Consider the following 26,477-nt stretch of genomic DNA (forward strand, 5'->3'; position numbering starts at 1 on the left):
GTGTGAAGAGAATACACATGACTAAACCCTTACAGCTTACCAATGAAGATGGCTTATTGCTTATGGTGCGCCTGCTACGTAAAGATGATGCGTATGGCGACGACGATGCGTTTATCTATGACAAAGAAGAACCCAGCTTAGAAGTATTTGATGCAAGTGGCTTTGAAGAAGAACCTGAAATCTATGGTTATTTTACAGGGATTCGCTTTACTGTTGGTGTACTTTTTGTCGAGCAAATAGATGAGGGTTCAACGATTAGCGAACATTTTTCGATTTGGGGAATTTCTGAAGCCAGCGTTGCAATGATGCAAAATTGGTTAGTCAATCAACTGTCTGAAGAAGAAAAACACTTTATTGATATAACTTGGCTGGAAAAAACTCAATTCACACCGACTAAAACCTCGATGCCAACCACTAAGGCAGCTCCTTATCATCCTAATAATTTATTTCGAGAAATTGAAAAAAATATGGATTTTGAAGAGTTTGAAGATGAATTGGACGATTTTGATGAATTTGACGAAGAAGAGGATGATCGAAATCATTTTGTTTTGCAAGAATTGGATGCCGCATTACGGGCTTTGGATTTAGCAGAATCCGCTGATAATCAGTGGAAACATGGTAATGTTAATTTACGCTTATATATTTTGGCGGCAAAAAAACAAATCTTAAAAGCAATTCAACTCACAAATTCAGAATAGTTTCAATTTATTATCTTGATTGTTAGAAATAAATATCATCAATCCAAGGTGTTTATCCATTGTTGCATTAATGGGACTTTGATTTGAAAAGAATCGTTGTCCTGATTTAAAGCAATCACATCATGTTTTTGTAATGTATCGATTGCAGTGGTCAGCATTTCTGGATCCATGTCTAATTTTGGGGTTAATTCCATACAATTCAAATCTATATCTGCTTGTGCCAATTGGATTAAAACTTGTTTTTGCACCTCATCCGCTTGTCCCCATACGCCTGTAAAATAGTAATCGCTGTCTTGGAAAAAACGGGATTCAGTAAGCACCATTTCTAAGTCTTTGATGCTGAAACGGTCGGCACGTTGTTGGCTTTGGTCAAATTTTTGTTCGTTATAGAGGCTCAGCAAGTTGTGACATATTTGTTGGATTAAATAGGCTTGTCCGTGAGTGAGTCGGATAATTTCATCAATCACGTTTTGGTCGTAGTCTAATGGGAAGTCTTCGGCGGGTTCGGTGATGAGTAAGCGTGCGGGTGCGTTTTCAAGAAAGCTGACTTTGATGGTTTTGATGCTGCCAAACAGGGGATTAAAATAGTCTTTACGCATTTCGTCAAGTGTGTGCAATCCTGCAAATACGAGTATAAACCATGGATAGGTTTGAATCACGCTGCGGAAATATTCAAGTAATCCTTTGTCGAGTGTGCCGTCATTGATGCGGATTTCTAAGTTTTCAAATTCGTCGAGTGTGACAATCAGATATTCATAATGATTAGTGGTTTGTTGTTCATTTATTTCCTGTAAAAAACAATCAAAACTGTAATAAGGGTCGTCAGCAAAATCGGCGGATTGAGGTTTGGATAATTTGAATATTTTTTTTGTTTTTAAGTAGCAACTGTCAGCCAATTGATATAACAAGCTTTGCAGGGTTTTGGCGCGGATGCGTTGTAGGTTGAAGTCAATAATATGTTTTTGGTCGCCAAAGCGGCAGCCAAGATTGTGCAGAATTGAGGTTTTGCCCATGCGGCGGTGTCCATAGAGTACAACGGATGCAGGGTTTTTGCTCATCCATAGTGATTCAAGTTCGCGGAAAATATCGTCACGTCCGACAAACAGTTTTCCTGTTACGGGGTTGCCAGCGACGTAAGGATTTTCAATTGGTTTTTCAATGCTGAAGCGACCGACTGTGCCGCCTTGTGCTGTGAGTAGCGGTTGCCAATGGTCAATGATGGCTTGGATGATTTTTTGTTCGGGTTGATGCAGGGTTTTGATGTTTTGTTCTAGGGTTTCGAGCGTATCGAGACTACGGGCAATTGCAGCGAGTTTGTTTTGACGGCTGGTGGCATCGCAATAGGCTTGAATGTCGCGGCTGGCACGGGCGAGTTGATGTTGGGCTTGGATGACTTTGGGGCGTAAGTTGTTGTCGTTGATTGGGGTTTGGGTCAGTGATTTATGTTGTTGGCTAATGGCTTCAAGTTGTTGAATATTTAAGCAGTCTTTAAAGGCAATTAAGCTGTTTGCGATTTCATCACCATAAGGACAAAGTGTTAAAAATGATACAATACTCATATCATCTTTAATTAAGCCATTTAATTCTGTTTTTAACTTATCTGGTCTTGCTTTATAAAGTATAAAAATAATCCCTACTGCCTTCCATTGTGCTCTAGTGTACAAATAGCCAAGCGTTGATTCTAATTCTTTTATCATTAATAATGAATTTTCAAATTTTTTGTTTAATAAAAGCGTTTTAAAATCGTTGAAAGTTTTTTCCAACCCAAATTTAGCAGGTAACAATAGTTCTGGCTTAGTAATTAATACTCTATTTGAATCTGTATAACGAAGATGTTTTGTTAATTTCCAAACCCACTTGTCTAATGAATCGGCAAATGAATTGGCAACAGAAAAATAGAAACAAGCTAATTCAGACAATAAAAGAACGCGTTTATCTTGGAATCTTTTAGTATCTACACTAGTAACAGGCAAAATTGCATAGGTTTCTAAATCTGATTGCTGCAATATTTGGTAAAGTAATGGTAAAGGTTTTTGAAAATAATAATCGAATAAAATGCGTTGTGCTTGATAACGCTGAAAAGGATTAGCTGCAATATGAGCAAGTTGCAGTAAAGTTTCGGATTCAGACTCTTTCCATTGTTGCTCAAAATAAGTACGAGAGGGAGTAATTGGTAAAATTAAATACTCATCATAATAAATAACTTGAGGAGTTAAATTTAGTTGTTGCATTATCCATTGCCAAGGGTAAAAGATAGCACGGCTACTACCCACACCGACTGCCACACCGACTGCCACACCTCCTGCCACACCGACTGCCACACCTCCTGCCACACCGACTGCCACACCGAATGCCACACCGTATGCCACACCGAATGCCACACCGTATGCCACACCTAATGCCACACCGTATGCCACACCGTATGCCACACCTCCTGCCACACCGTATGCCACACCGAATGCCACAACGACTGCCACACCGAATGCCACACCGAATGCCACACCGATTGCCACACCGACTGCCACACCTCCTGCCACACCGAATGCCACAACGACTGCCACACCGACCGCCATTCCTTTGAACATCACCGCTAAATTCATCAAGGGCGTAACCGTTTGCAGGATATTTATATCTAAATTTTTAAAAATATAACTGACAGGTGCTTGCAACACAAGGGTTTCAAAACTCCAAAATAGTAAAATAACCATGCTTGGGAGAAAAAACGCTTGAACCAGTGCAATCAAGTAAAAATTTAAATAGGCAGGCATAATCAAAGTTCTGAAAATAGCTAAGCCTTTTTTGAAAAATAACTCTTTATCAATTTGATATAAATAGATTTTTAAACTGGAAGGATGGAAAAATAACCAATATAAAAACAGGGCATGATGGGTGGGATTAAACACATTTAAACAACGTGGCAAACTGTCATCAGTGGGAAAAGTGGGCATGGGGTATCCTTTAAAATCATTAGGAGTGCAAAACTCGTTTTGCAAATTTAAATTTGCACTCCTGAATAAGAACCTTGTTTTTTAACATACAAATCACTAGCAAGCTGCTGCACTTGATACGGATGCCCCTGACTTTGCTCAAAAATACCTGCAATTTCTTCTTCACTAAACTGAATCCGCTGTCCCTGCAAATACTGCTCAATCAAACCCACAACCTCATCCAAACGCAATGGCTTGATATTAATCGTATGACAAATATTCGCTAATGGCGACTGATAATGCGCTAAATCAGCAAACACCTCATTTAAAGGCTTGTGACTGGCAATCAACAAAGTAAAAGGCGTACTTTCCCCCTCTGCCAAACCGCGTAACTCATCACGCATCTCACGGTCAAACTTATCACAAGTTAAACGCTCAATTTCATCCAAACACAACACATACTTTTTACCCTGCAAATACTTGTGCAAATCATAACCGCGACAATTTGGAATCTTATCAACAGGCAATTGCAACTCATCACACAACGCGCTAAAAAAATCCTTACCATCATGAATCTGATTCAAATCCAAATACACAAATTGATGCTGTGATAAAGCAGATTGTTCCTGTTTTCCAAGCTGAAAAATATGATACAAAATCGAAGACTTACCCATTTGCTCATCAGCCAATAACACTACACTACTGCCTTTTTTCAACTCTCCATAAATCTCCCGCAACAATGATTCACGTTTATAAAAAGCTTGTGGATTATCAAGTCGTCCTTTTTTGCGAAAGGGGTTGTCTGGTGGAGCAGGTTTAAATTTAGCTTTGATTTTACGATATAAGACTTTAGGAGTCATACCAAATGCAGCAAAGATTGCTAATATTGCGGCAGGAATACCTAAAATTGCAGAAATTAGCGAAACCCAATTAGAAAAAGACATATCCACCTCATTTTTAATTTAATCCCCAAACAACATTAAAAACCAATTTTAAATCATAAAATAACAACAAACAATGTCCAAAACAAGCCTACAAACCAATGTTATCTAAAATACCTTATTTTTGAAACTCAAAGCCCAATATAAATGAATTACATTGATTCTTGCGTTTATTTGATTATACTGAATAAAATGATGTTTTTTAAATTGATGCTCAACACCCGTTTTCAAATAAAAATATGCGATTAAATCAACTTGAACTCAGCGCTTACGGTAATTTTACCAACAAAACTTTAGATTTAAGTCAAAACCAAGGTTTACACATTATTTATGGTGACAATGAAGCGGGTAAAAGCACTGCACGCCGTGCCATCAATGCCGTATTATTTGGTATTCCCGAACGCACCCAAGATGCCTATTATCACAGCAATGAAAAACTGCGAATTGGCGCGAAATTGCAATATAATGATGAAGTTCTACACGCTTATCGACGCAAAGGACGTAAAAATACCCTACTCACTGCCAATAACAACCCCATCGATGAAGAACTATTAAAACAATTACTTGGCGGTATTACAGAAACCCAATACAATGCCCTATTTTGCTTAAATCATGAACGCCTTGTTCAAGGAGGTGAAGATTTACTTAACAGTAGTGGCGATGTGGGCGAAAGTTTATTTGAAGCAGGCACGGGTACGCTGAAACTACATGAATTACTGACAGATTTAGACAAAGAAGCCGATACATTATTTAAAGCACGCGGTAGCAAACCAAAACTGAATCAAACCATCAAAAATTACAAAGAAGCCTGCCAAAAAGTCAAAAGCTCCGCATTGCCCGCCAGCAAATTCAAAGACTATGATTCTCGTTTAGAGCAAGCCTATGAAACCCAAAACAAATTAAACCAACAACTGCAAAATTCGCGTGCTGAACAAGCAAGATTGGCTCGAATTCAACGTACACGACCTTTATTACAACGCTATACCGAATTACAACAACAACTTGATACATTAACAAATGTCATTATTTTACCCGATGACGCAAAAGCCCAACGTATCGAAGCCCATTTAGCATTGCATACAGCTCAAGCTCAAACCAAACAAAGTCAGCAACTGATTGAGCAATTACAAACGCAATTAGCCATTATCAATATTCCTAGTGAATTACTCGGCCAAAAATCCACCATTGATACCTTACGGGAACAACTGGGCAGTCATTTAAAAGCCGCTCGCGATTTACCTGGTGTCCGTACTGAACGTCGAACCATCGAAAATGAAGCCCAAGACTTGTTAAAACGGGTCTATCCTCAATTGGCATTACATGATTTAACTGATTTGGCCATTACTGACCCACAACGCGAACAAATCAAACAACTGGCAGATGACTATCCCGCATTACGTGAAAAACAAGCCAATATCCACGAACGTTTAGATAAAACCACCCAGCAATTTTTACAATTACAGAAAAATTTAGAATCCTTACCTTTGCCGCATGATTTAACCCAATTGAAAGCAGCATTAAGTCGCGCCTTAAGACAAGGTGATTTAGAACAATTATTAGCAAAAGATGATAAAGAAGTCCGATTATTAACCGCTCAAGCTGAAATTAGCTTAAAACAACTCGGTTTATGGATGGGTACATTAGAAGAATTAGAACAATTGCCATTACCCAATTTAGAACGGATTGAAACTTTTGACCGCTGCTTTAAAGAGCAAGAAAATGATCGGCAACGGATTAAAGAAAAATTACTTGATGCGCGACAACGTTATACTTTAGCTTCACAGAAAATTGACGCATTGCGCTGGGCTGGAGAAGTCCCGACTGAAAGCATGTTAACCCAAGCCCGCCAAGACCGTGACCAACGTTGGCAAAGTCTCAAACATGCACAACCAACCCAAGATATGTTTCAAGGGTTCGAGCAAGCAATGAAGCGCGTTGATGAATTATCCGACCGTTTACGCCGTGAAGCACATCGAGTTGCAGAACAAGCTGCTTATATGGCAGAACGGGACAGCGCACAACATGAACAAGAAAATCAAACCCGCAAATGGCGTAAAAGCGATGAATTATTAGCAGATTTACAGGCTGAATGGGAACAATGTTGGCAATCTGTGGGTATTAAACCATGGTCACCAACGGAAATGCGCAGTTGGTTGGCTGAATGTTTAGCATTGCGTCAACAAATTAATATTTTACGTGAACGTCGCCAGCAGTTAGAAACCCGTCAGGAATTAATTGCAGATTTATGTCAGGAATTAAGTCAAGCATTGGCACAATTACCAGAAGGCGTGATGCCGCTAACTCGTTTGATCGATTTAACCGAACAGACTCAAGCCAGCATTGATGAAGTCAATCAGCTTAAATTGCAACGCGATGATTTAAGCCGCCAAATCAAAATGATGGATACTGAACAACAACGTTGGGGATTGGCAAAACAGCAAATTCAACAGGCTTTGGATGATTGGCAACGGGATTGGTTAAAAGCGATTGAGCCATTGCAACTAGAAGCTGAAACTCGGCCTGAAACCGTGCGCAATGTATTGGATAGTTTGGATAAAATCCTCAATAAATTAGACAAAATCAATGGTTTAAAACGACGGATTGAACGGATGGAAGAAGATGCAGAACACTTCCGCGATGAGGTAAATAAAGTATTAACCGCACTTGTACCTGAATGGGTGAATGAAGAAGTTGAACAAGTGATTCCTAAATTATCTGCCCGTTTAAGTCAGGCTGAAAAAGATGCAACTTTATACGAGCAAATCCAACAACGTTTGCAAGCAGAGCAACAAGATTTAAATAAAGCCCAAACTCAGACCCAACACGCTCAAGTCAAATTAGATGCTTTGTTATCACAAGCACATTGTGAACATTTAGACGAGTTGGAACAAGCTGAACAATTATCGCTGCAAAAACAATCGCTATCACATGATGAGCGAGAAACGAAAAAACGGCTACTTGAATTGGGTGAAGGTATGTCCACCAATGAATTGGCAACTGATGTAAACAGTGTTGATATGATAGAAGTACCTGCATTATTGCAACAAACTCAGGAACAAGTTCAGCAATTAGAATCAGAACGCTCGGAACTTGACCAAACGATTGGTGAGTTGCGGACACTGCTTAAACAAATGGATGGTAATGATACGGCGGCACAAGCAGCCGATGAGGCGCAATTGGCATTAGCAGAAATGCAAGATTTGAGTGAGCGTTATATGCAAGTGACTTTGGCAGCATCTGTGTTACGCAAATCAATAGACCGTTATCGAGAGCAGCACCAAGCCCCATTGTTAAACCGCGCCAGTGAATTATTTAGTCATTTAACTTTGGGTAGTTTCCAGCGTTTGCGCGTGGGCTATAACAGTAGCGATCAGCCAATTATTTTAGGAGCACGTTTGCAACAACAAGAAGGCATTCCCACCTCAGCCATGAGTGATGGCACACGAGACCAATTATATTTAGCATTACGTTTGGCCAGCATTGAACATTATTTGCAGAAAAATATGACTTTGCCTTTGGTATTAGATGATATTTTGATTAATTTCGATGATTTACGAGCAAAAGCAACATTAGAAGTATTGGGAAACTTAAGTCAGAAAATGCAGATTTTGTTTTTTACCCATCATAGCCGTTTAGTTGAAATTGCACAGCAATCTACAGAACAGTTATGGGTGCATGAATTAGCTATCCCAGAAAACATGTAATATAGTCATTTTATTCTAAAGTGATATAGGACTAGCAGTCCTCGATTTTGAAACTGATTGATATTTAAAGTGTAAAAGGACTGCCAGTCCTAACACATAAACCGAAATTGACTATATCTGAAAGTAGAATCTATCCAAATAAATCTCCCATATCCCAATAATCTTGAGCCAAAAAAATAGCCCGCCAAAACCAGAGTGTAATAGCGAGCTATATTTCTACGAAAGCTTATTCAAAACTACTTAGGATGCTCATCAGCAAAACGTAATTTAACACTGAGTTCTAGTAAATTTACTAAGCCATAGTCAGGATATAAAGCTTTCATTTTCCCAACAACATCTTCGATACTTGTGCCTTCAGCCAAGATTTTATCGAATTGATTCAAATACTCAATCATTGTATCTACAATACTAATGTCGCTTAAACCTGCATCGACTGGTTTGTGACCTGGTATAATTGTTTTGACATCAGCCGCTTTTTCCTTGATTTTTTTCAAGTTTTCAATCCACTGCATCCGAGCATCATGATTATTTTCCGCTAACCAAAGATGATTGCGATCATATATCATGTCTGTTGCAATTAAGGTTTTGCTCTCAGGTAGATAAATCGTGGTTTCGTCTGAAGTATCACCACGATCAAAACGGATAATATCAAATGAACAGTCACCAAAAATCACTTTAGCTTCATCATAAGGTGTTGGCACAACTAAGGTATTACTAATATCTGCATCACTGCCGTAACGATCAATATTGCCTTGACCTGAAGCTTTGATCTTCTCTACAGTTGATGTGGTGGCATAGACTTTGGCATTTGGAAACCGAGCGGTTAACGCCGATAAACCAAGATAATGGTCAGGATGGGCATGACTAATCCAAATTGCTTGTAAATCCTTACCCTTGGATTCAATTAAATCAGCAACCTTAGTCGCTTGAGATAATTTCATTTGAGCATCAACGACAATGGCTTTCTCTTCTGCCATCACAATCGTTGAAATAACATGAAAATCTTTCCCCGTAACAGTTTCAACTTCTAAATTTTTGCATGTGTCAGCGTTAGCAAACGATGAGCAGGACGCAAGGCACAAGCCTAACACTATGGTTTTACATAGCATAAATATTCCCTCTGGTCTGTGAAACAGTTTGTGTGTAGCATTCAAAATCAGTAACACGATAAAATCAATGGATCGGATATTTTTTATAACTATTTGTTTTTTTAGTATATTTAAATTCCCAATTAAACTGAAAAATTGCTTATTTTTAAAACAGTTACAATTTTAGGCGATGGGAATTTTTAAAAACTGTCCGAAGTATTATAAAATCGTATTACAACAACTTCAAAATAGAGTAATGAAGCAATAAAAAAGCCATATCACTCAATGAAAAACTGTTTTCTTTGTACTTCAGTTAATTGGCGTGAAACTGTCATACGGGCATATTCAATTAAATCTTGTGTCGAAGCAAAATAAGGATATAAAAATAAGCTGCCATCTTTTAAGCCTGTAAAAATATACTCTCCATCAGGGCGGAATAAAGCAAATTGTACCGCTTCAGACCCTGCAAATCGCACCACCTCATGTCCTGTATTGATATCCCATAAATGCGCACTTTGGCCATAATCCATGGTCAATAAACGCTGTCCATCAGGACTAAATGCCACATGCACCACCATACCCGCGTGTTCACCAAAGATTTGCACTTCCTCACCTGTTCTTACTGACCATAAACGTGCAGTTTTGTCGTATCCTGCGGTGGCTAAATAACGGTCATCAGGACTGAATGCCGCATGAGTCACAACATTAGTGTGGCCAAGTAATACCATAGAGGAAATATTATGGAAACGCCGCTGCAAATGCCATAAACGTACGGTTTTATCATAAGATGTTGTTGCAAGATATTGGCTGTCATGACTAAATTCAGCGTGTGTAATCGCATTTTCATGTCCAATCAAATCGGTTAATGGCTCACCATCATATCCATCCCACAATGAGGCCGTATCATTTTCTATGCTGACAATATAACTGCCATCTTGGTTAAAACCTGTGTAAGTGATGGGATTGTTACGCCCTGTAAATTTTTTTATCAACTCACGGCTAGAAACATCATGCAAATAAGCATTGGCATCATCAACACTCAACATCCGATGTCCCAATGGGCTAAACATAGCCTGATGCACTGCACCTTCATAATCAGATAAAATTGCAATTTGCTTACCTGTAATCACATGCCATAAACGCATGGTTTTATCATCTGAGGCACTGAGCAAATACTCATTATCCATACTAAAGGCAACCTGATTAATCGCAGCTTCATGGCCTTTAAGTTGGCTAATTCTTGCATTGAAATGCCATAAATTAATTAAACCTTGTTCATGTGCCGTGGCTAAATAATCTAAGTTGGGACTGAATGCAGCATATTTTATCGGCTTTGGTTGATGGGTAAAGGCAACACGTTGTTTTCCATTATTAAAATGCCATAGCTTAGCGGTTGCATCCTTGGCTGTACTGATAATATAACGGTTATCTGGACTGAAATAAGCATTATTGACAATGGCTTGATGCCCTGCCAACTCAGCGCATTTTATCTGGGTTTTAGTGCTCCAAATCGAAATATTTTTATCCCAACTGCTGGTAACCACCCAAGCCCCATCATTACTAAAATCGATGCTTTTAATTTTTTGTTGAGGATATAAAGTGTGCTTTATTTGAGCGGTAGCGGTGTCCCAAATACCAATGGTTTGATTATCATAAAGTGCCGCTAATTGTGTTCCATCAAGATCAAGCTGGATTTGAACTAATTTAGTTAAGTTAGGCAATAAATGTATTTGCTGTGCGGTGTCAAGTTGCCAGACCCCAATGTCAGATTCAGATATAGGGACAATTAACGCTTGGCTGTCAGCACTAAAAATGCTTTGCTTATTTAAGGCACTAGACTGAACAGATAAAACAAGTTGCCCCGTCGTTGCATCCGATACGCTGACCATGCCATTTTGTTCCGAAGCCAGAATGTAAGCACCATTGGGAGAAAACTGGACGTGTTGAATCGGAGATTGATATTGATCTAAAACTAAAGTCAACTGCTCCGTATTAAATTGCCAAATTCGCACGGTATGATCTACTGAACCAGTGACGACATATTGATTATCAGGACTAAATGCAGCAGAGGTGACAATATCACTATGTTGTTGGCGTAATGTATAAACTTGATCGCCACTATGTATATCCCATACTTGAGCGGTTTTATCCCCTGCTACCGTCACCAGCCACTGATTATTTAGGCTAAAATGGGCTTGCATTGGATATTGGGCTGAACTATTTGGATTGTGGGTAAGAATCGCCATCAATTGCCCTGTTGCCACTTCCCACAAACGTGCACTATGGTCTTTAGCTAAGGTCAGTACATATTGTCCATTAGGGCTAAAAATCGCTTTATCTATCGTCAGTTGATGCCCTAATAAAGTACGGTGTTCACGCGGCTGAATCAGTGCATTATATAATTGTTGTTCGGCTTCAGGGCTATAAGGCCGCTGATATTGAGTTTGTTCATCAGGTAAGGCGGCCAGTGCGATAAGTATGCCATTGGTTGCATTGCCTTGTGTTGTTTGCTGGGCAGATAAATTGGCTAAAAACTTTGAGTGCAAACGTTGAATACGATTCGCTTCAGTCAGGGCAAATTGCTCAGTTGCTCGTAAATGATACATTTTAAACGCGACAATGGCCGTTAATATCATCAGCACCAGCATAAAACTGACTACAAGGGAAATAATAATACGTCGATATTTTCTATAAATGGGAAAAGATAAGCGATGCTGTTTTAATAGTTTCTTACTCAATGTTCTCAGTTTTTTGGTTTTAATATGGCTGTAAACTTCAACCGACTTGTTTTTTTGTTGTAGCAATTGTGAAATTGACCATTCAACCCGGCCACGTTCTATCGTTTGCAAATAATTGACATGGCGTTGCCGATGCTCAGCATACCATTGCTGTAATTCATGAAACCGTTGTTTGACTTTTAATGAGTTATACATAGTTGATGATTATTTCGAAGTGCAACAGCATTGGATTAAAGTTAACCTGATAAGTTTTAAAATCTGGGGCAATACGCGTTTCAAGTCAATTCTATGTCTAAATTTATGCAATTAGATAGAGGCTTTTATCTCTCTGTCTGGTCTATTTTACCTAGATCATTTGAACAGAGTATTTTTTAATATCGCTATCATCATCGCAAACGTGTAATTATTAACTCAATTTCTGCAAAATTTAAAAAAGCTTGAAAATGTAGGGTGGAATAGGTGTGCCTCAAACCTTAAAATATTTGAATAATATCACACACCGTATTCCACCTTTTGCGATAGTCTCCCACCACCCCATTGGTGGAAAACGCTGCGCTATCCCGCCCTACACTATAAATATTATGTATTATTTGCAACCAGATATTTTTTGCGTAACTTGAGTTATTTATAAAAACGGCACAGTTTGAAAATAAATAGATTATGTGTTGTCAATTTGTTTGGAACGAAACACATTATTATTCATAAAATAGGGTTATAGATCAATTCGATCTTAAGTATGAGGACTGGCAGTCCTTAAATATTTTAAATATCAAATAGTTTTAAAACCTAGGACTGCTAGTCCTATATCATCTTAAAATAAAATGACTACAGTAGATTGCTTAAGACTGCCTATGCTTGGAAGAATGGGCAGCCTCATAATGAAGAAAGAATTTAACTTAATACCTTACACTAAAATCTCTCTCTATTTACACAATAACTTCAGTCATTTCTAAAATATCTTCAACGGTTTCCGCTTCAATTTCTCGTAATGGCAACATAGCATGGCCAACACCAACACCGAATACACCAGAAAATATCACCACAGAACGGGTGAGGCTGTAACGTAAAATAGACGCAGCGGCTAAGTTTGTCACCCCATAACCCGCCCAGAACAATAAGCTATAGCGTAGACTATTATTCAGTTTATTCGAAATCTCAAATATATCGGTAAACTGGCTTAAACTGCCATCAAGTAATACGACTTGTGCCATATCCATTGCAATCGAAGATGCACCACTGAGAGAAACCGAGACATTTGCCTGTTTCATCGCAATTGCATCATTAATTCCATCACCGACAAAACACACATGGCGGCCTTGTTCCTGTAATTGCTTGACTAAAGCGGCTTTGTCTTGCGGTAATACTTCGTAAAAATAGTCGTCAATCCCCAACGATTCGGCTAATTTACGAGTGGCTTGTTTGTGATCGCCTGATACAATCGCAATGTGCTGAATCCCGCTGTCACGCAAAGTCTTTAAAACCTGCTTCACTTCTGGGCGAACTTGTGGCCGTAGCTCTAACACGCCTTTGACTTGCTGGTCGATTGCAACCATGATTAAAGAATAACCTTGTTCATCAGCGTGTTGTTGAGCTTGCATAATGATTTCTGGTAATTCAATCTGTTCCGTTTGCATAAATCGCGCACTGCCGACTTGAATCACTTGCTGTTGATAATGCACGGTGATGCCATAACCCACTTTGTAATGCGCATCGTCAATATTAAACAGAGGCAAATTATAATGCTGCGCCTCATTTAAAATCGCATTAGCAACAGGATGAGCAAAACGACATTCAACCGAGGCAGCATAAGTTAAAACCTGCTCTTCATTCAAATCATCACACACCACAATTCGTCCAACAACAGGCTGGTCAGTGGTTAAAGTGCCTGTTTTATCAAATAAAACCGTGTCGACTTTGGTTGATTCTTCCAATGCACGACCATCTTTAATCAAAATACCTTTCGAAGCCATGACGTTGAGATAATTAAAGGTTTGCATTGAAGTCAAAATTTTAATTGTATTGGTTGGGGCACTGATTAAAATAGAGGCGGCCGAAGATAAACCAATGAAAGGCACAGATAAGGCACTGAAAGCCAATAATGGTGTGGATGCTTGGTCAGCCCATTTTTCACCTTCAAGCTGCAAACTGGTTTTAAAGGTAGCAGTATGATTGAGTAATTCACCCAATTTTGCCACCGTGGTTTCAGCCCCTGTTTGTTCAACCTGCAAGTACACTTTGCCACTGATTAATAAGGTCGAGGCAAATACTTTGTCTCCAACACCACATTCAACGGGCACGGCTTCACCTGTTAGCGCGTGTTGGTCAATCACTGCCATACCTTGCTGAATAATGCCATCGACAGGAATGACCATACCTGTATTGACAATCACCACATCATCTAATTGTATGATTTCTAAATCGACTTCAATTTCTGTATTGTCACGCAATATCCACACTTTATTCGGCTGCTGTTCAAATACATTAGTCAGGATTTTTTTAGACGTATCCTTAGTCTTACTCACCATCTTCTCACCAAAATGATAAACCCACGCTTCAATCGCCCCTGCAAAGGCTTGATTCAATGCGATGGCTAATACCCCAGTGGTTGCAGTCAAGGTATCATTGCGAATGCGTTTTTCATTTCGAATTGTTTTGACCGCATCATCAATAATAGGAATCGTGGTATAGCTCACAACCACTACGCTGACAGGAATAAGTGGCGGATACGCATAACTGGCAATGCTGACCCCAAGACCAACGGAACTGGCTGCAAAATAATGGTCATGATTGGCTTTTGCATGTTCAATAGTCTGATTATGTTCTGATTCTGGTATTGATTGATTTGTTTGTATTGCAATTGGTTTGGCTTTGAAACAGGTTTTATAAGCCTTCACGCCTGCGTAAACAGTAAACATAATACCGAGTTTGGCTAGTAACATTTTTAACTGGATTCCGTGCCGAGACTGGATAATCTCATTAGGCTAGCATAATTTTTAAAGTTTTTTTATATTTGTTTGGCTTAAATCTAAAATTTTAGCGCGACCTCATCGACTTATCTGTTTGTAAATCAACACCTCTTATAAACTCAAATGCACTGAATGATGACAAATATCTTTTATAATCCTTCATTTTGTGATTAGATTAAGTTAAATGACTTAGTTTTCAACTTTTAAGCGAGGTTTATCATGCAAGCTAATGCGGCCTTTTTCGGGCGTTTTTTGGTGTTATTGATCGGACTATGTTGGCAAGCGGCTTATGCTGATATAGGGGTGGTGTCAGGCGGTAATCAAACCATTACCATCGGCAGCCCTTCCACTAATATTATTTTTAAAGTCGCTGATGCAGCAGGCAATCCACGCACGGGTGTGGTGATGCAATTTTCCATGTTGACCCCATTAGGCACGCCGACTACTCAAGGCTTGAGCGTCACTTTAGCCCCTGTCAGCAGTAATGCCGAAGCGTTTACTAAATTAACAGAAGTAGGCAGTTTTATCACGGGGACTTATACGATTTACAGTAGTTTGATTGGAGAGCCAACAGAATCAGGCTTTACCACCATTAATGTGATTTCTAAAGCGGCGAATTCTAATATTGTGATTTCTTCTGGTGCACAGCAAACCGTCAAAGCAGGACAGGCCTCTAAACCTGTTGTTTTTCAAGTATCAGATAGTTTTGGTAATCCTGTGACAGGTATCAATGTTAACTTTAGTTTGATTAATCCAGCAGGAGAAGTAACGGTCGATGCGCTGACGCTGGAACAAATTGATGTGAATCCAGAAGGACAAGCCACCACTCAAATTAAAGCCCAAGCCACTCAACTTTTAGGGACTTATGCTTTAATTGCCCAGCTAACCAATGACAGTACTAAATCAGTGAATACCACGATGAATGTGGTTGCAGCGGATGTGGATAATTTGGTGGCAATCTCGGCTAAAGATCAAAATCTTGCTGTGAATACGGAATCTGATGCGATTACTTTTAAAGCGGTGGATGCTTTTGGTAATGCGATTCGGGACGAAGTGGTTAACTTTATTATGACAACGCCATCGGGTCAGGCAGATGCTAATTTAATCACGGTTCAAACCGCCACCACTGATAAACAAGGCTTAGTCTCAACTCAATTAAAAGCCACGTCAGTATTAGGCAGTTATCGGATTCAAGCTGTCTTAGTCAGTGATAAGAGCAAAACCGATACAGTGAGCGTGATTGTAACTGATAGCAATACAGGGATTTACGTATTAACGGGTTATTTCTCAATCTTAGTTGCTGGCACGAAACCTGAGAATATTAGATTCAAAGTGATTAACGCCAATGGTACGTTAGCCAATAATGTCGGTGTGGTTTTTTACTTATATAATCCTTCAGGCCAATTAATGACGGATGGGATTTTAAACCCCAATGCCACCACGGATAGTTTTGGCGAAGTCACTTTACAGCTTGCACCATTGAACGAAGATGGCCTTTATAGTTTAAGAGCGGCTTTAGCATCCGATGCGAATATTACTCAAATTTTACCATTAACAATTGTTGCCGCAGAAGCTGCACGTTTAACTGTGACTGACGGGGCTGGACAAGTGTTGCCAGCGGGTCGGACTGCAAAGCCTGTTATCTTTGAATTAAGTGATGTTTACGGCAATACCGTCACAGGTAAAACAGTGAATTTTAGCGTGACAAATTCGGCGGGCAATATATTAGCCAGCAGCGTTGAACCCAATCATGGTGTGACCAATGCCAATGGACAAATTACGGTGCAGTTCAATGCCAATACCTTGCAAGATACTTATTTGTTATCAGGAAAGTTAGCCAGCAATGAAGAGATTAAAACATCCACTAATATGTTCATCACTGAGCCATTGCCTTCGTTACCAAGCTTAGGTTTTATGGGAATGATTGATGCTTTGGGACAATTCAGTTTAAATAAACAAGCATCTGTACATGGTGGCACATCGGTAAATGGTGGTGTATTTACGATTGAAAATGCCCAGTTATCAGATGATGTGGCGGATATCCAAGCTTATATCAATGTCGACCCTAAGCATATTGGACAGGTTGCGGATATTTTAGTGGTCGTTGGTGTGACTCCCGCATTTCCAGAAGATGCTTTAGAAACTTATTACACTTATAACACGCCACAACGTTTGGATGCTTGGACACCAGGGGCTGCTTTAACTGCATTTCAAACGGGTGTTACTTTAACCGAAGTCGAATTGATTAAGATTTTTAAAGGCAGCTTTACAGGTCAAGCAGGTGTGCTTCGAATCGCTGTAGGTTATCGTTTAAGCAATGGTACGATTGTATATAACGGTGAAAATTTAATCAGTTTATTAGTGTATTAACAGGGGTTTAATTTGATCTCTCAAGACTGGTGATTTCTCAAAGATTGCCAGTCTTATCATCTCATTTTTTACTCGTCCCAAGCTTGAACAAAGTGTTTATAACCTGTATAAGCGCAACGCTATCTATCTCTAAAATATTGTCAAAAAACACTATGAAATTGTCTGACGTACATGTACGTGAAAAAATCAAAACGGGTGAAATTATCGTCGACCCTCCTCTTTCTGACCATCAAATCGGCTCATTTTCCATTGATTTGCGTTTGGGTAATCATTTTCGTATTTTTAAACCAACTAAAAGTCCTTATATTGATTTAGGGGCAGTCGACAGTGCTTATGCAATGTCAGATCAGTTGATGGAACATATTCATATTCCTGATGATGGCGCGTTTTATTTGCATTCAGGTGAATTAGCATTAGGGGTAACTATAGAAAGATTGGCCTTACCTAATGATTTAGTCGGTTGGCTTGATGGTCGTAGTAGCTTGGCGCGATTAGGTTTGATGGTGCATATCACCGCACATACGATTGACCCTGGTTGGGATGGTAATATTACTTTGGAATTCGTCAATATTGGGCAGATTCCATTAGCTTTGCGTCCTAATATGCGCATTTGTGCAATTAGTTTTGAGCCGTTAACCTCACCGTCAGCCCGTCCTTATACCAGTAAATCTCATGCAAAATATATCGGCCAGAGCGAACCGCTAGGCAGTCAAATCGATAAAGAGCAACACTAAGTTCCATCATCAATTCGTTTAAATCGCCTTGGAAAATAGTGTCGGATTTAAATATATTTTTATGGGTTGATATTGTATTCTCAAAATCAGGCAATGTGCTGCGGTTTAAATTCTCACCACATTGCCTGAATCAAAAACTTATAAGAATCCCATTGCGTTCGCAATACCAATAGCCCCTGTTGCAATTAAAAACAGCGCAACAATAAGGTTTAATATCTGAGGTTTAATCAAGATTAGGACACCCGCAAATAGAGAAATAATAGCTTGAATCAGTGCGGAAGAAAGTGTAATCATTATATTCACCAAGTTTAAATTAAAAGAGCGTAATCAGTGTACATAATTTAAATACCGAGAAGCAATTGATTTTCGTTCGAAATACGTCTTATGTTCTACTCAATACAACAATAGTTTTATGAAAGTAATACTTCAGAAGACAGTTTTTGAAAATCCCTACCACCAAAAATCGTAACAATTTAAAAAATAAAGAATTTCATATTTTGACTGGAGATATTGAAATATTTTAAAAAACAATCAATTATAAAAAATATCTGAATTTTTCTGATCGAACCTCATGAAGGGATTATTATTTATTCTGTCTCTAAAGAAGATGATTATGGCTCAAGTCTGCTAACAGGCAAATATGCACATAGTAATTTAGCTGAAACATTTAATATCACCTCGGCTGTGAATGATCCTCATTTTACCCAACTTAAAGATTTTGCATCTATATGTTCCATTAAACCGTGTGGCGGCCGCTTTTATTAGCTCTCCGATATTCAAAGACAATCAACTGATTGGTGTTTTAGCTTTCCAGCTCTCAATAGATAAAATTAATCAGATTATGCAAGAAAGCACAGGCATGGGTGAGACGGGTGAAACCTTATTAGTCGGTGGAGATGATTTTTTATTGCGCTCGAATTCACGGTTTTTTGATTCGGAAACTATTTTACGCAGAAAAACTGAAACTGAAGCTATTTGAACTGTGGCTAAAGGCATAGTGGTGTGCAAGACGTATTAAATCAGGATGTACTCAGTTTAACCGCCTACATGCCATTAGCAATCCCCGATGTACATTGGATATTAATTGCCAAAATTGATGAGCAAGAAATTCATCAAACCACTGAAGCCTTACAAATGGCCATTTATATGTTTATATTGATTTGCGCCAGTATTGTAATCATTCTCGCACTATTTTTTAGTAAAAGCATTGCTGGTCCGATTACAAAAATGACGATCTGATAATCGCACCCTGTTAATTATTGAGGATGATAAGCATTTTGCACAAGCTTTAATGGATTTAGCGGATTTAGCAAAAGAGAAGGCTTTTAAATGTTTGCGGGCGGCTGATGGTAAAACAGGTTTAGAGTTAGCTAAAATATATTTACCCAAAGCAATTATGTTAGATGTGGGTTTACCTCAATTGGATGGTTGGAGTGTGATGGAGCAGTTAAAAGATAATCCTAATACTCGCCATATTCCTGTACATTTTATATCTGGTGGCTCAGATCATCAGGAAGCAAAAAAAATGGGGGCGATTGGCTATGCTTTGAAGCCTGTGAGCATGGCGGAATTAGGTGAAGCATTTTGTTAATAAAACAGTCAAAAATCTCTTATTGTTAACAGATAATGCACAGCATCAGCAATCCATTATTGAGACGATCGATAATGAGCAAGTCGATATAAGCATTGTTAGCACGATTCAAGAGGCACAACAACTATTAATCCATAGCTTTGAATGTATGGTGGTGGATGTGAGTATTGAACACGATAGTGGTATTGAGTTATTAGGTAAGCTGAGCCAAGAAAGCGATTTATTGCAAGTTCCCATCGTGATTTATACCGAACGTGAATTAACCGAACAAGAGGAGGTTGCATTGCGTTCTTACAGTGATTTGACTGTGAAAGCGGTACATTCTTCAGAACATTTACTAGATGAAGCAACCTTGTTTTTACATGAAGTGGAATCTAGTTTACCAGAGCAACAACGCCGAATATTAAGAATGGTGCATGATAAAGAAGTGCATTTACAGGGTAAAAAAATCTTGTTAGTTGATGATGATGCACGAAATATTTTTGCATTAACTGCTGTATTAGAACAGAAAGGCATGGAAGTTTTTATGGCGAGTAATGGCAAATTAGCTTTAGACGAGTTAGAGAAAATGAGCAGTGTTGATATGATTTTGATGGATATTATGATGCCTGAAATGGATGGTTTTGAAGCAATTCACCGAATCCGTGAGAAAACCCATTATCATAAAGTGCCCATTATCGCTCTGACGGCAAAAGCCATGAAAGGCGATGCAACTAAATGTATTGAAGCAGGTGCAAATGATTATTTATCAAAACCTGTAGATACTGATAAATTACTCTCTCTAATACGAGTGTGGATGATAGCTTAGTTGCTGATTTTATATAGTCATTTTACTTTAAAGTGATACAGGACTGGCAGTCTTAGATTTTAAAACTGATTGATATTTAAAAAATAACAGGACTGCCAGTCCTAACACTCAAGATAGAATTGACTATATCTTGTAAATTATTAGGACTGCCCATTCTTAAAACAGTGACAGTCCCAAATAACAGCCTTTTTATATCGCTATTTATAAAACAATTAACTAATCAGTTCACCACGCAAAGAATTAGGCAAAGCTTTCGTGATTTTCACCTCAACGAATTGACCAATTAATGCCTGTGAACCTTCAAAATTCACCACCCGATTGTTTTCCGTACGCCCAGCAATTTGAGTTGGGTCTTTTTTAGACGGTTTTTCAACTAATACTTTTTGTACGCTTCCTATCATGCCACGACTAATATCCATCGACATCTGATTAATGCGATTTTGTAAAATAGACAAACGCTGTTTTTTCACATCCGCTGGCACATTATCTTCCAATTCCGCAGCAGGTGTACCGGGACGTGGGCTATAAATAAAGCTATAAGAATGGTCAAAACCGACTTCAGCAATTAAATCTATCGTGTCTTGAAAATCCTCATCCGTTTCATTTGGAAAGCCAATAATAAAATCAGAAGATAAACTTAAATCAGGTCGGGCTTCGCGTAATTTACGAATCATGCTTTTATATTCGATACGAGTATGGCCACGCTTCATTTGCATCAAAATACGGTCAGAACCACTTTGTACAGGTAAATGTAAGAAGCTAACTAATTGCGGCACATCGGCAAATACTTGGACTAAATTATCATTCATTTCAATCGGATGTGAAGTCGTAAAACGGATGCGTTCAATGCCTTCCACTTCTGCCACATAGCGAATCAATAACGCCAAATCTGCCATATCGCCATCAGCCATTTTGCCACGATAGCCATTGACATTTTGTCCCAACAAATGAATTTCACGCACGTCTTGTTCAGCTAAACTAACAACCTCGGCTAATACGTCATCAAACGGGCGGCTAACTTCTTCGCCACGGGTATAAGGCACGACGCAGAATGTACAATAATGGCTGCAACCTTCCATAATAGAAACAAATGCACTCACGCCATCAGCTTTAGGTTCAGGTAGGCAATCAAATTTTTCGATTTCTGGGAATGAAATATCAATTTGGGGTTTATGTACCGTCCGCACATTTTTCAGCATTTCTGGCAAACGATGCAAAGTCTGAGGGCCAAACACAATATCAACATAAGGCGCACGTCGGCGAATCACTTCACCCTCTTGGCTTGCGACACAGCCACCGACCCCAATCACAATATTTGGATTTTTCTTCTTTAACTCACGCCACATGCCGAGTTGTGAGAAGACTTTCTCTTGTGGCTTTTCTCGCACCGAACAGGTATTAAGTAATAAAATATCTGCTTGTTCCGCATCTTGGGTCAACTCAGCCCCGTCTGATACTTCTAAGGCTTGTGCCATCCGAGCTGAATCATATTCATTCATTTGGCAGCCAAACGTTTTAATAAATAGTTTTTGTCCCATTGTGTTCCAGCACTTAAGTGTTTAATCATAAATAAGTTTAACTGAGTAGAATAGCAGATTTATCCTGTATTTACATCCTTATGAATAAAGCGGTATTGGTTAAAATGACTCATTCATAAAAATAATCTATATGCTTGAAAAAGATTTAGTTTGCAAAATAGTACTTTCTCGCCATTATCATTATTCATGAAGGATCATTTACTGAGCGGAAGGGTATATATGAAATTTTTAAATGATAGCGATGCGTCAATGGGCGCGGAAGATGCGGAAGATGTAAAACAACCGACTGAAGTTGTTGAGCAAAAGATCATAGAATTACAACAAAATTTGGTCAATTTAGGGTTTGGCGCAGATGCCGAGCAGCGTGGTGAATTATTGTTACAGTTGGGTTATGAATATCTTAAATTAGAAAACCAAGATAAAAATGAGGAAGCTTGGCGCGTCGGCCGACAGGCCTTTGGTTTATTTGCCCCACTGGAGAATTGGGAAGGAGCAGTGCAAGCCTGTGATGTGATGTTCAAAGCTAATCAGCCCGAATCGTTGGTGGCTTTGGGCAATGCGGTATGGTTGGCGGTGACTTTTCCGATTGATCCCGAATTAACCATCATGGTGTTAGAACATATTGTGGATGAAACCCCGCCTGAATCTGACGGTGCAGCGGTGGCCGCAGTGACTGCACATTATATTAGTGATTTGCGGGTTGAGGATGAGAAACAGCGTGAGAATTTGTTATTTTTCACTAATCAATTATTGGGTAAAGTGGCTCGCCGTCATAGTGAAATCCAAAGCCAAGCGCAATTTGACGCATGGTTTGACAAGATGGAATTAAATGAACCTGCTAGATTTTTGAATCGGTTAGGACAAGTATTAAACGTGATGGTACAAGATGACTGGTGGGTTGACCGTGACACATTACGGGACAGTTTACCTGAGTAAATTAACAGTGCTAGGAGTGCAAGGTTTATTTGATGAAATAACCTATTGTTAGCTAAAAGCACGCACTCCTAAATCGCTCAGTTAAACCCGAATTTTAGGCTCTTTATTTTTACGATATAAAATACTGATTCGACCAATTATTTGCACGGTTTCAGCTTTACTGGCTTCACATAACGCCTGTGTCATTTCCAATCTACTTGCCTTATCTGCACCTGCAATACTCACTTTTATTAATTCATGAGTTTCCAGTGCGCGATCTAATTCTTTTAGTAAATTCTCGCTAATCCCTTTATCACCCACCATAATGACAGGTTTTAAATGATGTGCCAATGCACGTAATTTACGAATTTGTTGACTATTCAAAGGCATGGTCTGCTTAAACTCAATCTAATTAAACGTCTATTTTAACATAGTTTTATAATGATTCGTGGTTTCATCAATCAGCAAAAATATCAGCATACTGAAAACCTGAATCTGTAATGTAAATCATCAGCGTAGAGTAAACTGTAAAATCGCAGCCTATGAATAATAGCCATTTTCTTATAACTTATTTGAGCAGCTAATTTAAATCCCAGAAAAATAAATATTATTTAATAATCGATACCCAATCGGTGATAGCTTGAAAAAACAATATAAAATCGATAATTCCAAAGATTATAAAAAGGTTGTTTCAGGTTAAAATATTGCGTAAATATTAGTAAATTGCTATTTTTTAATATACTGTTTATCATTCAATTATAAACACTAACATTTTGAATATTTTAGAGTATTATCAAATGCGCGATTATGCCACCATTGCCACTTTAGCTGTTACCTGTTTCTGCTCAAACTTATGGGCGCAAAGTCTCTCCATTAAAGAATTACAAAGTTTAGACCTTGCCTCATTACTTGAAATCGTGGTTGAAACCGCCTCAGGTACAGAAGAAAATCTGATTGATGCGCCTGCCAGTATGATGATTATAACTGCTGAACAGATTGCACAGCGTGGTTATCACAGCTTAGTTGAAGTGCTACAAGATGTACCGGGGTTTGATGTCATCATCACAAATGGGCCTATGTATTCAAATAGTTATCAACGTGGTTATCGGCTGCCTTTTATGAGTCGTACCTTATTAATGTTTAATGGTATCGTCGATAATTTACTGTGGTCACATGAAGGCGCGTTGTCCCGTCAATATCCATTGTCCAATATCAAACATATTGAAATCTTATATGGGCCTGCCAGTGCTGTGTATGGGCCTAATGCGTTTTTAGGTGTAATCAATGTGATTACGTATGATGGCTCTGATTTAGACGTGGGTGAATATACAGGCGAGGTCAATACACTAGCGGGTAGTTTTAAGTCCCGTGGGCTTGATATTAATGCTCAAGGTAAACCTGTTGAAGATTTATCTTTTTCTATCGCAGCGAAATTATTTAAAAGTAACGAAGCTGATTTAAGTTATCGTTGGGGATTTACCTCAAATGAGCAACTTAGCAATCAATCTATTTGGGGTAGCATTTTAGATTTTGAGCATGAAGGGCAACAGCTTGGACATTATTATGACCCAACCAATGATTATGGGGTTATGGCGGATGTAACTTATAAGGGTTTAAAATTAGGTTTAATTAATTGGCGGACTAAAGAAGCGTATGGTGGTTATTATGCGTCTGATCGCACTCAGAGCAATCTTTTTTGGAATAAATTCAATGCCCAATATTATTTAGAATATGAAACAGATTTAAGCGATAAACTACAATCTAAAAGCTTTATATCCCATCAAACCAGTCGTCATTATGGCTATTGGGGAGAGGCTGAACCTGATGGAAATGCTACATCTTTTATCAGTTTAACTCAGTGGAATTCTATCAATTATAGCTGGTTATTTAAGCAAGATTTTGAATATCGACTCAATGACACGCTGTTGTTCTTATCAGGTTTGAAATATCAACGTAAAGAATTAACAAAAGCCTATGATGTGCCTGGTTATTGGGAGTCCTCAGTCAGTTCCAGTACAGAATCAGGCAGTGGTATTGGACACAGCAGCGACCCAAGTTACACACCACCACCGCCACCTTATCGAGACATGCTTGAATCAAATTTAGCATACACGCATGATATTGGCGGCTATGTACAAGCAATTTTTGATGTTGAGCCATTCCGTTTTAATTTAGGGGTGCGTTATGATAAAAACTCGATTTATGGACAAGTTATTAATCCGCGTTTTTCAGCGATTTATAAACATGATAGTGCATGGACATTCAAATTATTGTACGGACATGCGTTCCAAGAGCCTGCACCGTTACAATTATGGGGTGGCTGGAGTGGTCGTCTGGCTAATGAGGACTTAAAACCTGAACGTGTACAAAATTTGGAAGCCGTGATTTTACATCAATGGGAAAATGTATTTCATGAGTTGTCCATTTACAAAGCCCATTACAGTGATGTTATTAAGGAGGAAGCAGAAAATGCAGGACAGCGTGATATTTACGGCTTGGAATATCGTTTACAAAGCTCATTGAATAATTTTTTAGATGCTGATGATATTGATATGTATTTCAATTACACCTATACCCATGTAAAAAGTTCTATGTATTACAATCATGAACAAGCTGCTTGGCTTATTGGGGAAGCGGAATTAGGTGATATTGCACCACACAAATGGAATGTGGGGCTTAATTTGCCATTGGATTCGCATTGGAATTTAAATCTACGAGCTAATTATGTGGGTGAACGTGAACCTTACTTACGTAATCCGTTGCGTGGAAAACGGGTGATTGAGGATTATTTCACTTTAAATACCGCTTTGAGTTATGAATATGAGCCTTTTTCGGTCACATTGAAGGTGTTAAATGCCTTAGATGAGGATTATTATCACCCTGGTGCAGAGGCCGCCAGTGCAGGCGATGACTTTAGCCAACGTTCCTTAGGTTATCAAAACTCGTTAATTCCTCAAGCAGGTCGTTCTTATTGGTTAAATGTTCGTTGGCAATTTTGAGTGTAAATTATCTATTAATATGTAGAATGGGTAAGCGATAGCATCATCCATCAACGCTGAAATATCCTATTCCTCATATTGCCAATTCAATATCAAAATTTTAGATATGTTTGTGTTTCCAAAAGGTGTATGACGCTGCGCTTATACACCCTACGCGGGCTAAATTGGACAATCAAATTTTTCAATCGGGAAATCTTCATTATTAAGTATACCCATAGATGAATAGTCGCAGCCCAGTAAATTAGGTTTTTTGGTATTAATTAACTCAAGTTACGCAGAAAGGATTTTGTGTTTAAAAATTTGGAGTTCTTGAAAAGCAGATTGAATAGCCTTGAGATAAAGTTTAGAACGAATGGCAAAATTTGGATTTAATCTTAAGCTTTTCCATGTTAAAGACCGCAAGAATAGAAGCAAAAATATGGTTAACTTGTGCATTAACTCTACGAGCAGGAGATTTGGT

The 26,477-nt window shown here is 38.7% G+C and carries 18 protein-coding genes; 10 read left to right on the forward strand and 8 right to left on the reverse strand.

Annotated elements, in window-relative coordinates; all coding sequences use genetic code 11:
- Positions 1–17: 17 nt before the first annotated feature.
- A complete protein-coding gene (locus ABXH34_RS01795) occupies positions 18–698 on the forward strand; it encodes a hypothetical protein (protein WP_353570141.1) in 681 nt (226 codons plus the stop codon).
- 38 nt (positions 699–736) lie between these two features.
- Here ABXH34_RS01795 and ABXH34_RS01800 read toward each other — a convergent pair whose 3' ends face one another.
- Both ABXH34_RS01800 and ABXH34_RS01805 read right to left on the reverse strand, forming a co-directional pair.
- Complete coding sequence (locus ABXH34_RS01800; protein ID WP_353570142.1) at positions 737–3,646, reverse strand: ATP-binding protein; 2,910 nt, start codon at positions 3,644–3,646, stop codon at positions 737–739.
- Positions 3,647–3,693: 47 nt separating this feature from the next.
- Positions 3,694–4,569, reverse strand: coding sequence for an AAA-like domain-containing protein (locus tag ABXH34_RS01805; protein ID WP_353570143.1), 876 nt, complete (start codon positions 4,567–4,569; stop codon positions 3,694–3,696).
- A gap of 236 nt (positions 4,570–4,805) precedes the next feature.
- On the opposite strand from ABXH34_RS01805, the gene ABXH34_RS01810 reads away from it, so the two are divergent.
- Entirely contained in the window at positions 4,806–8,270 is a 3,465-nt protein-coding gene (locus ABXH34_RS01810; RefSeq protein ID WP_353570144.1) for an AAA family ATPase, read from the forward strand.
- Positions 8,271–8,506: 236 nt separating this feature from the next.
- On the opposite strand, the gene ABXH34_RS01815 is transcribed toward ABXH34_RS01810, so the two are convergent.
- The 3 genes from ABXH34_RS01815 to ABXH34_RS01825 all read right to left on the reverse strand — a co-directional run bounded on the left by ABXH34_RS01815 (position 8,507) and on the right by ABXH34_RS01825 (position 15,035).
- On the reverse strand, positions 8,507–9,379 hold the full coding sequence (locus ABXH34_RS01815; RefSeq protein WP_353570145.1) for an MBL fold metallo-hydrolase: 873 nt from the start codon (positions 9,377–9,379) through the stop codon (positions 8,507–8,509).
- A gap of 257 nt (positions 9,380–9,636) precedes the next feature.
- Positions 9,637–12,291: a WD40 repeat domain-containing protein gene (locus ABXH34_RS01820; protein ID WP_353570146.1), complete on the reverse strand. Its 2,655-nt coding sequence runs from the start codon at positions 12,289–12,291 to the stop codon at positions 9,637–9,639.
- A gap of 731 nt (positions 12,292–13,022) precedes the next feature.
- Positions 13,023–15,035 carry a heavy metal translocating P-type ATPase gene (locus tag ABXH34_RS01825; RefSeq protein ID WP_353570147.1) on the reverse strand — a complete coding sequence of 671 codons (2,013 nt, stop codon included), beginning with the start codon at positions 15,033–15,035 and terminating at the stop codon, positions 13,023–13,025.
- A gap of 246 nt (positions 15,036–15,281) precedes the next feature.
- Between ABXH34_RS01825 and ABXH34_RS01830 the strand changes: the two genes are divergently transcribed.
- Positions 15,282–17,432 carry an Ig-like domain-containing protein gene (locus ABXH34_RS01830; RefSeq protein WP_353570148.1) on the forward strand — a complete coding sequence of 717 codons (2,151 nt, stop codon included), beginning with the start codon at positions 15,282–15,284 and terminating at the stop codon, positions 17,430–17,432.
- 152 nt (positions 17,433–17,584) lie between these two features.
- Positions 17,585–18,166 carry a dCTP deaminase gene (dcd, locus tag ABXH34_RS01835; RefSeq protein WP_353570149.1) on the forward strand — a complete coding sequence of 194 codons (582 nt, stop codon included), beginning with the start codon at positions 17,585–17,587 and terminating at the stop codon, positions 18,164–18,166.
- Between the two features lie 138 nt (positions 18,167–18,304).
- On the opposite strand, the gene ABXH34_RS01840 is transcribed toward dcd, so the two are convergent.
- Positions 18,305–18,460 (reverse strand): DUF3096 domain-containing protein, encoded by a 156-nt coding sequence (locus ABXH34_RS01840; RefSeq protein ID WP_353570150.1) that lies wholly within the window; start codon positions 18,458–18,460, stop codon positions 18,305–18,307.
- A 394-nt stretch (positions 18,461–18,854) separates the two neighbouring features.
- Here ABXH34_RS01840 and ABXH34_RS01845 point away from each other — a divergent pair, with 394 nt between their 5' ends.
- From ABXH34_RS01845 to ABXH34_RS01860, 4 genes are read left to right on the forward strand one after another with little or no spacing between them, the layout of a single operon-like run.
- Positions 18,855–19,145: a hypothetical protein gene (locus tag ABXH34_RS01845; RefSeq protein WP_353570151.1), complete on the forward strand. Its 291-nt coding sequence runs from the start codon at positions 18,855–18,857 to the stop codon at positions 19,143–19,145.
- A 23-nt stretch (positions 19,146–19,168) separates the two neighbouring features.
- Positions 19,169–19,405, forward strand: coding sequence for a hypothetical protein (locus tag ABXH34_RS01850; protein ID WP_353570152.1), 237 nt, complete (start codon positions 19,169–19,171; stop codon positions 19,403–19,405).
- Between the two features lie 52 nt (positions 19,406–19,457).
- Positions 19,458–19,757: a response regulator gene (locus ABXH34_RS01855; RefSeq protein WP_353570153.1), complete on the forward strand. Its 300-nt coding sequence runs from the start codon at positions 19,458–19,460 to the stop codon at positions 19,755–19,757.
- Positions 19,741–20,565 (forward strand): response regulator, encoded by an 825-nt coding sequence (locus tag ABXH34_RS01860; RefSeq protein WP_353570154.1) that lies wholly within the window; start codon positions 19,741–19,743, stop codon positions 20,563–20,565. The genes ABXH34_RS01855 and ABXH34_RS01860 overlap by 17 nt, the downstream gene beginning before the upstream one ends.
- A gap of 212 nt (positions 20,566–20,777) precedes the next feature.
- Here the strand turns inward: ABXH34_RS01860 and miaB are convergent, their stop codons facing one another.
- Positions 20,778–22,103, reverse strand: a complete 1,326-nt coding sequence (gene miaB / locus ABXH34_RS01865; RefSeq protein WP_353570155.1) for a tRNA (N6-isopentenyl adenosine(37)-C2)-methylthiotransferase MiaB — start codon at positions 22,101–22,103, stop codon at positions 20,778–20,780.
- 219 nt (positions 22,104–22,322) lie between these two features.
- Between miaB and ABXH34_RS01870 the strand changes: the two genes are divergently transcribed.
- The gene (locus ABXH34_RS01870; protein ID WP_353570156.1) at positions 22,323–23,039 is read left to right on the forward strand and encodes a hypothetical protein; all 717 of its coding nucleotides are present in this window, start codon (positions 22,323–22,325) and stop codon (positions 23,037–23,039) included.
- An 81-nt stretch (positions 23,040–23,120) separates the two neighbouring features.
- On the opposite strand, the gene yhbY is transcribed toward ABXH34_RS01870, so the two are convergent.
- The gene (gene yhbY, locus ABXH34_RS01875) at positions 23,121–23,408 is read right to left on the reverse strand and encodes a ribosome assembly RNA-binding protein YhbY (RefSeq protein ID WP_353570157.1); all 288 of its coding nucleotides are present in this window, start codon (positions 23,406–23,408) and stop codon (positions 23,121–23,123) included.
- A 407-nt stretch (positions 23,409–23,815) separates the two neighbouring features.
- On the opposite strand from yhbY, the gene ABXH34_RS01880 reads away from it, so the two are divergent.
- Entirely contained in the window at positions 23,816–26,017 is a 2,202-nt protein-coding gene (locus tag ABXH34_RS01880; protein WP_353570158.1) for a TonB-dependent receptor plug domain-containing protein, read from the forward strand.
- Positions 26,018–26,477: the final 460 nt, after the last annotated feature.

The sequence above is a fragment of the Candidatus Albibeggiatoa sp. nov. BB20 genome (assembly GCA_016744725.1).
In the GTDB taxonomy this organism is placed as follows: domain Bacteria; phylum Pseudomonadota; class Gammaproteobacteria; order Beggiatoales; family Beggiatoaceae; genus Albibeggiatoa.

Coding starts and splice junctions, on each gene's coding strand:
- miaB (WP_353570155.1), bottom strand. CDS start 22,103: ATGGGACAAAAACTATTTATTAAAACGTTTGGCTGCCAAATGAATGAA.
- ABXH34_RS01805 (WP_353570143.1), bottom strand. CDS start 4,569: ATGTCTTTTTCTAATTGGGTTTCGCTAATTTCTGCAATTTTAGGTATT.
- ABXH34_RS01880 (WP_353570158.1), top strand. CDS start 23,816: ATGCGCGATTATGCCACCATTGCCACTTTAGCTGTTACCTGTTTCTGC.
- yhbY (WP_353570157.1), bottom strand. CDS start 23,408: ATGCCTTTGAATAGTCAACAAATTCGTAAATTACGTGCATTGGCACAT.
- ABXH34_RS01855 (WP_353570153.1), top strand. CDS start 19,458: ATGGATTTAGCGGATTTAGCAAAAGAGAAGGCTTTTAAATGTTTGCGG.
- ABXH34_RS01800 (WP_353570142.1), bottom strand. CDS start 3,646: ATGCCCACTTTTCCCACTGATGACAGTTTGCCACGTTGTTTAAATGTG.
- ABXH34_RS01840 (WP_353570150.1), bottom strand. CDS start 18,460: ATGATTACACTTTCTTCCGCACTGATTCAAGCTATTATTTCTCTATTT.
- ABXH34_RS01810 (WP_353570144.1), top strand. CDS start 4,806: ATGCGATTAAATCAACTTGAACTCAGCGCTTACGGTAATTTTACCAAC.
- ABXH34_RS01830 (WP_353570148.1), top strand. CDS start 15,282: ATGCAAGCTAATGCGGCCTTTTTCGGGCGTTTTTTGGTGTTATTGATC.
- ABXH34_RS01870 (WP_353570156.1), top strand. CDS start 22,323: ATGAAATTTTTAAATGATAGCGATGCGTCAATGGGCGCGGAAGATGCG.
- ABXH34_RS01845 (WP_353570151.1), top strand. CDS start 18,855: ATGATCCTCATTTTACCCAACTTAAAGATTTTGCATCTATATGTTCCA.
- ABXH34_RS01820 (WP_353570146.1), bottom strand. CDS start 12,291: ATGTATAACTCATTAAAAGTCAAACAACGGTTTCATGAATTACAGCAA.
- ABXH34_RS01795 (WP_353570141.1), top strand. CDS start 18: ATGACTAAACCCTTACAGCTTACCAATGAAGATGGCTTATTGCTTATG.
- dcd (WP_353570149.1), top strand. CDS start 17,585: ATGAAATTGTCTGACGTACATGTACGTGAAAAAATCAAAACGGGTGAA.
- ABXH34_RS01825 (WP_353570147.1), bottom strand. CDS start 15,035: ATGTTACTAGCCAAACTCGGTATTATGTTTACTGTTTACGCAGGCGTG.
- ABXH34_RS01815 (WP_353570145.1), bottom strand. CDS start 9,379: ATGCTATGTAAAACCATAGTGTTAGGCTTGTGCCTTGCGTCCTGCTCA.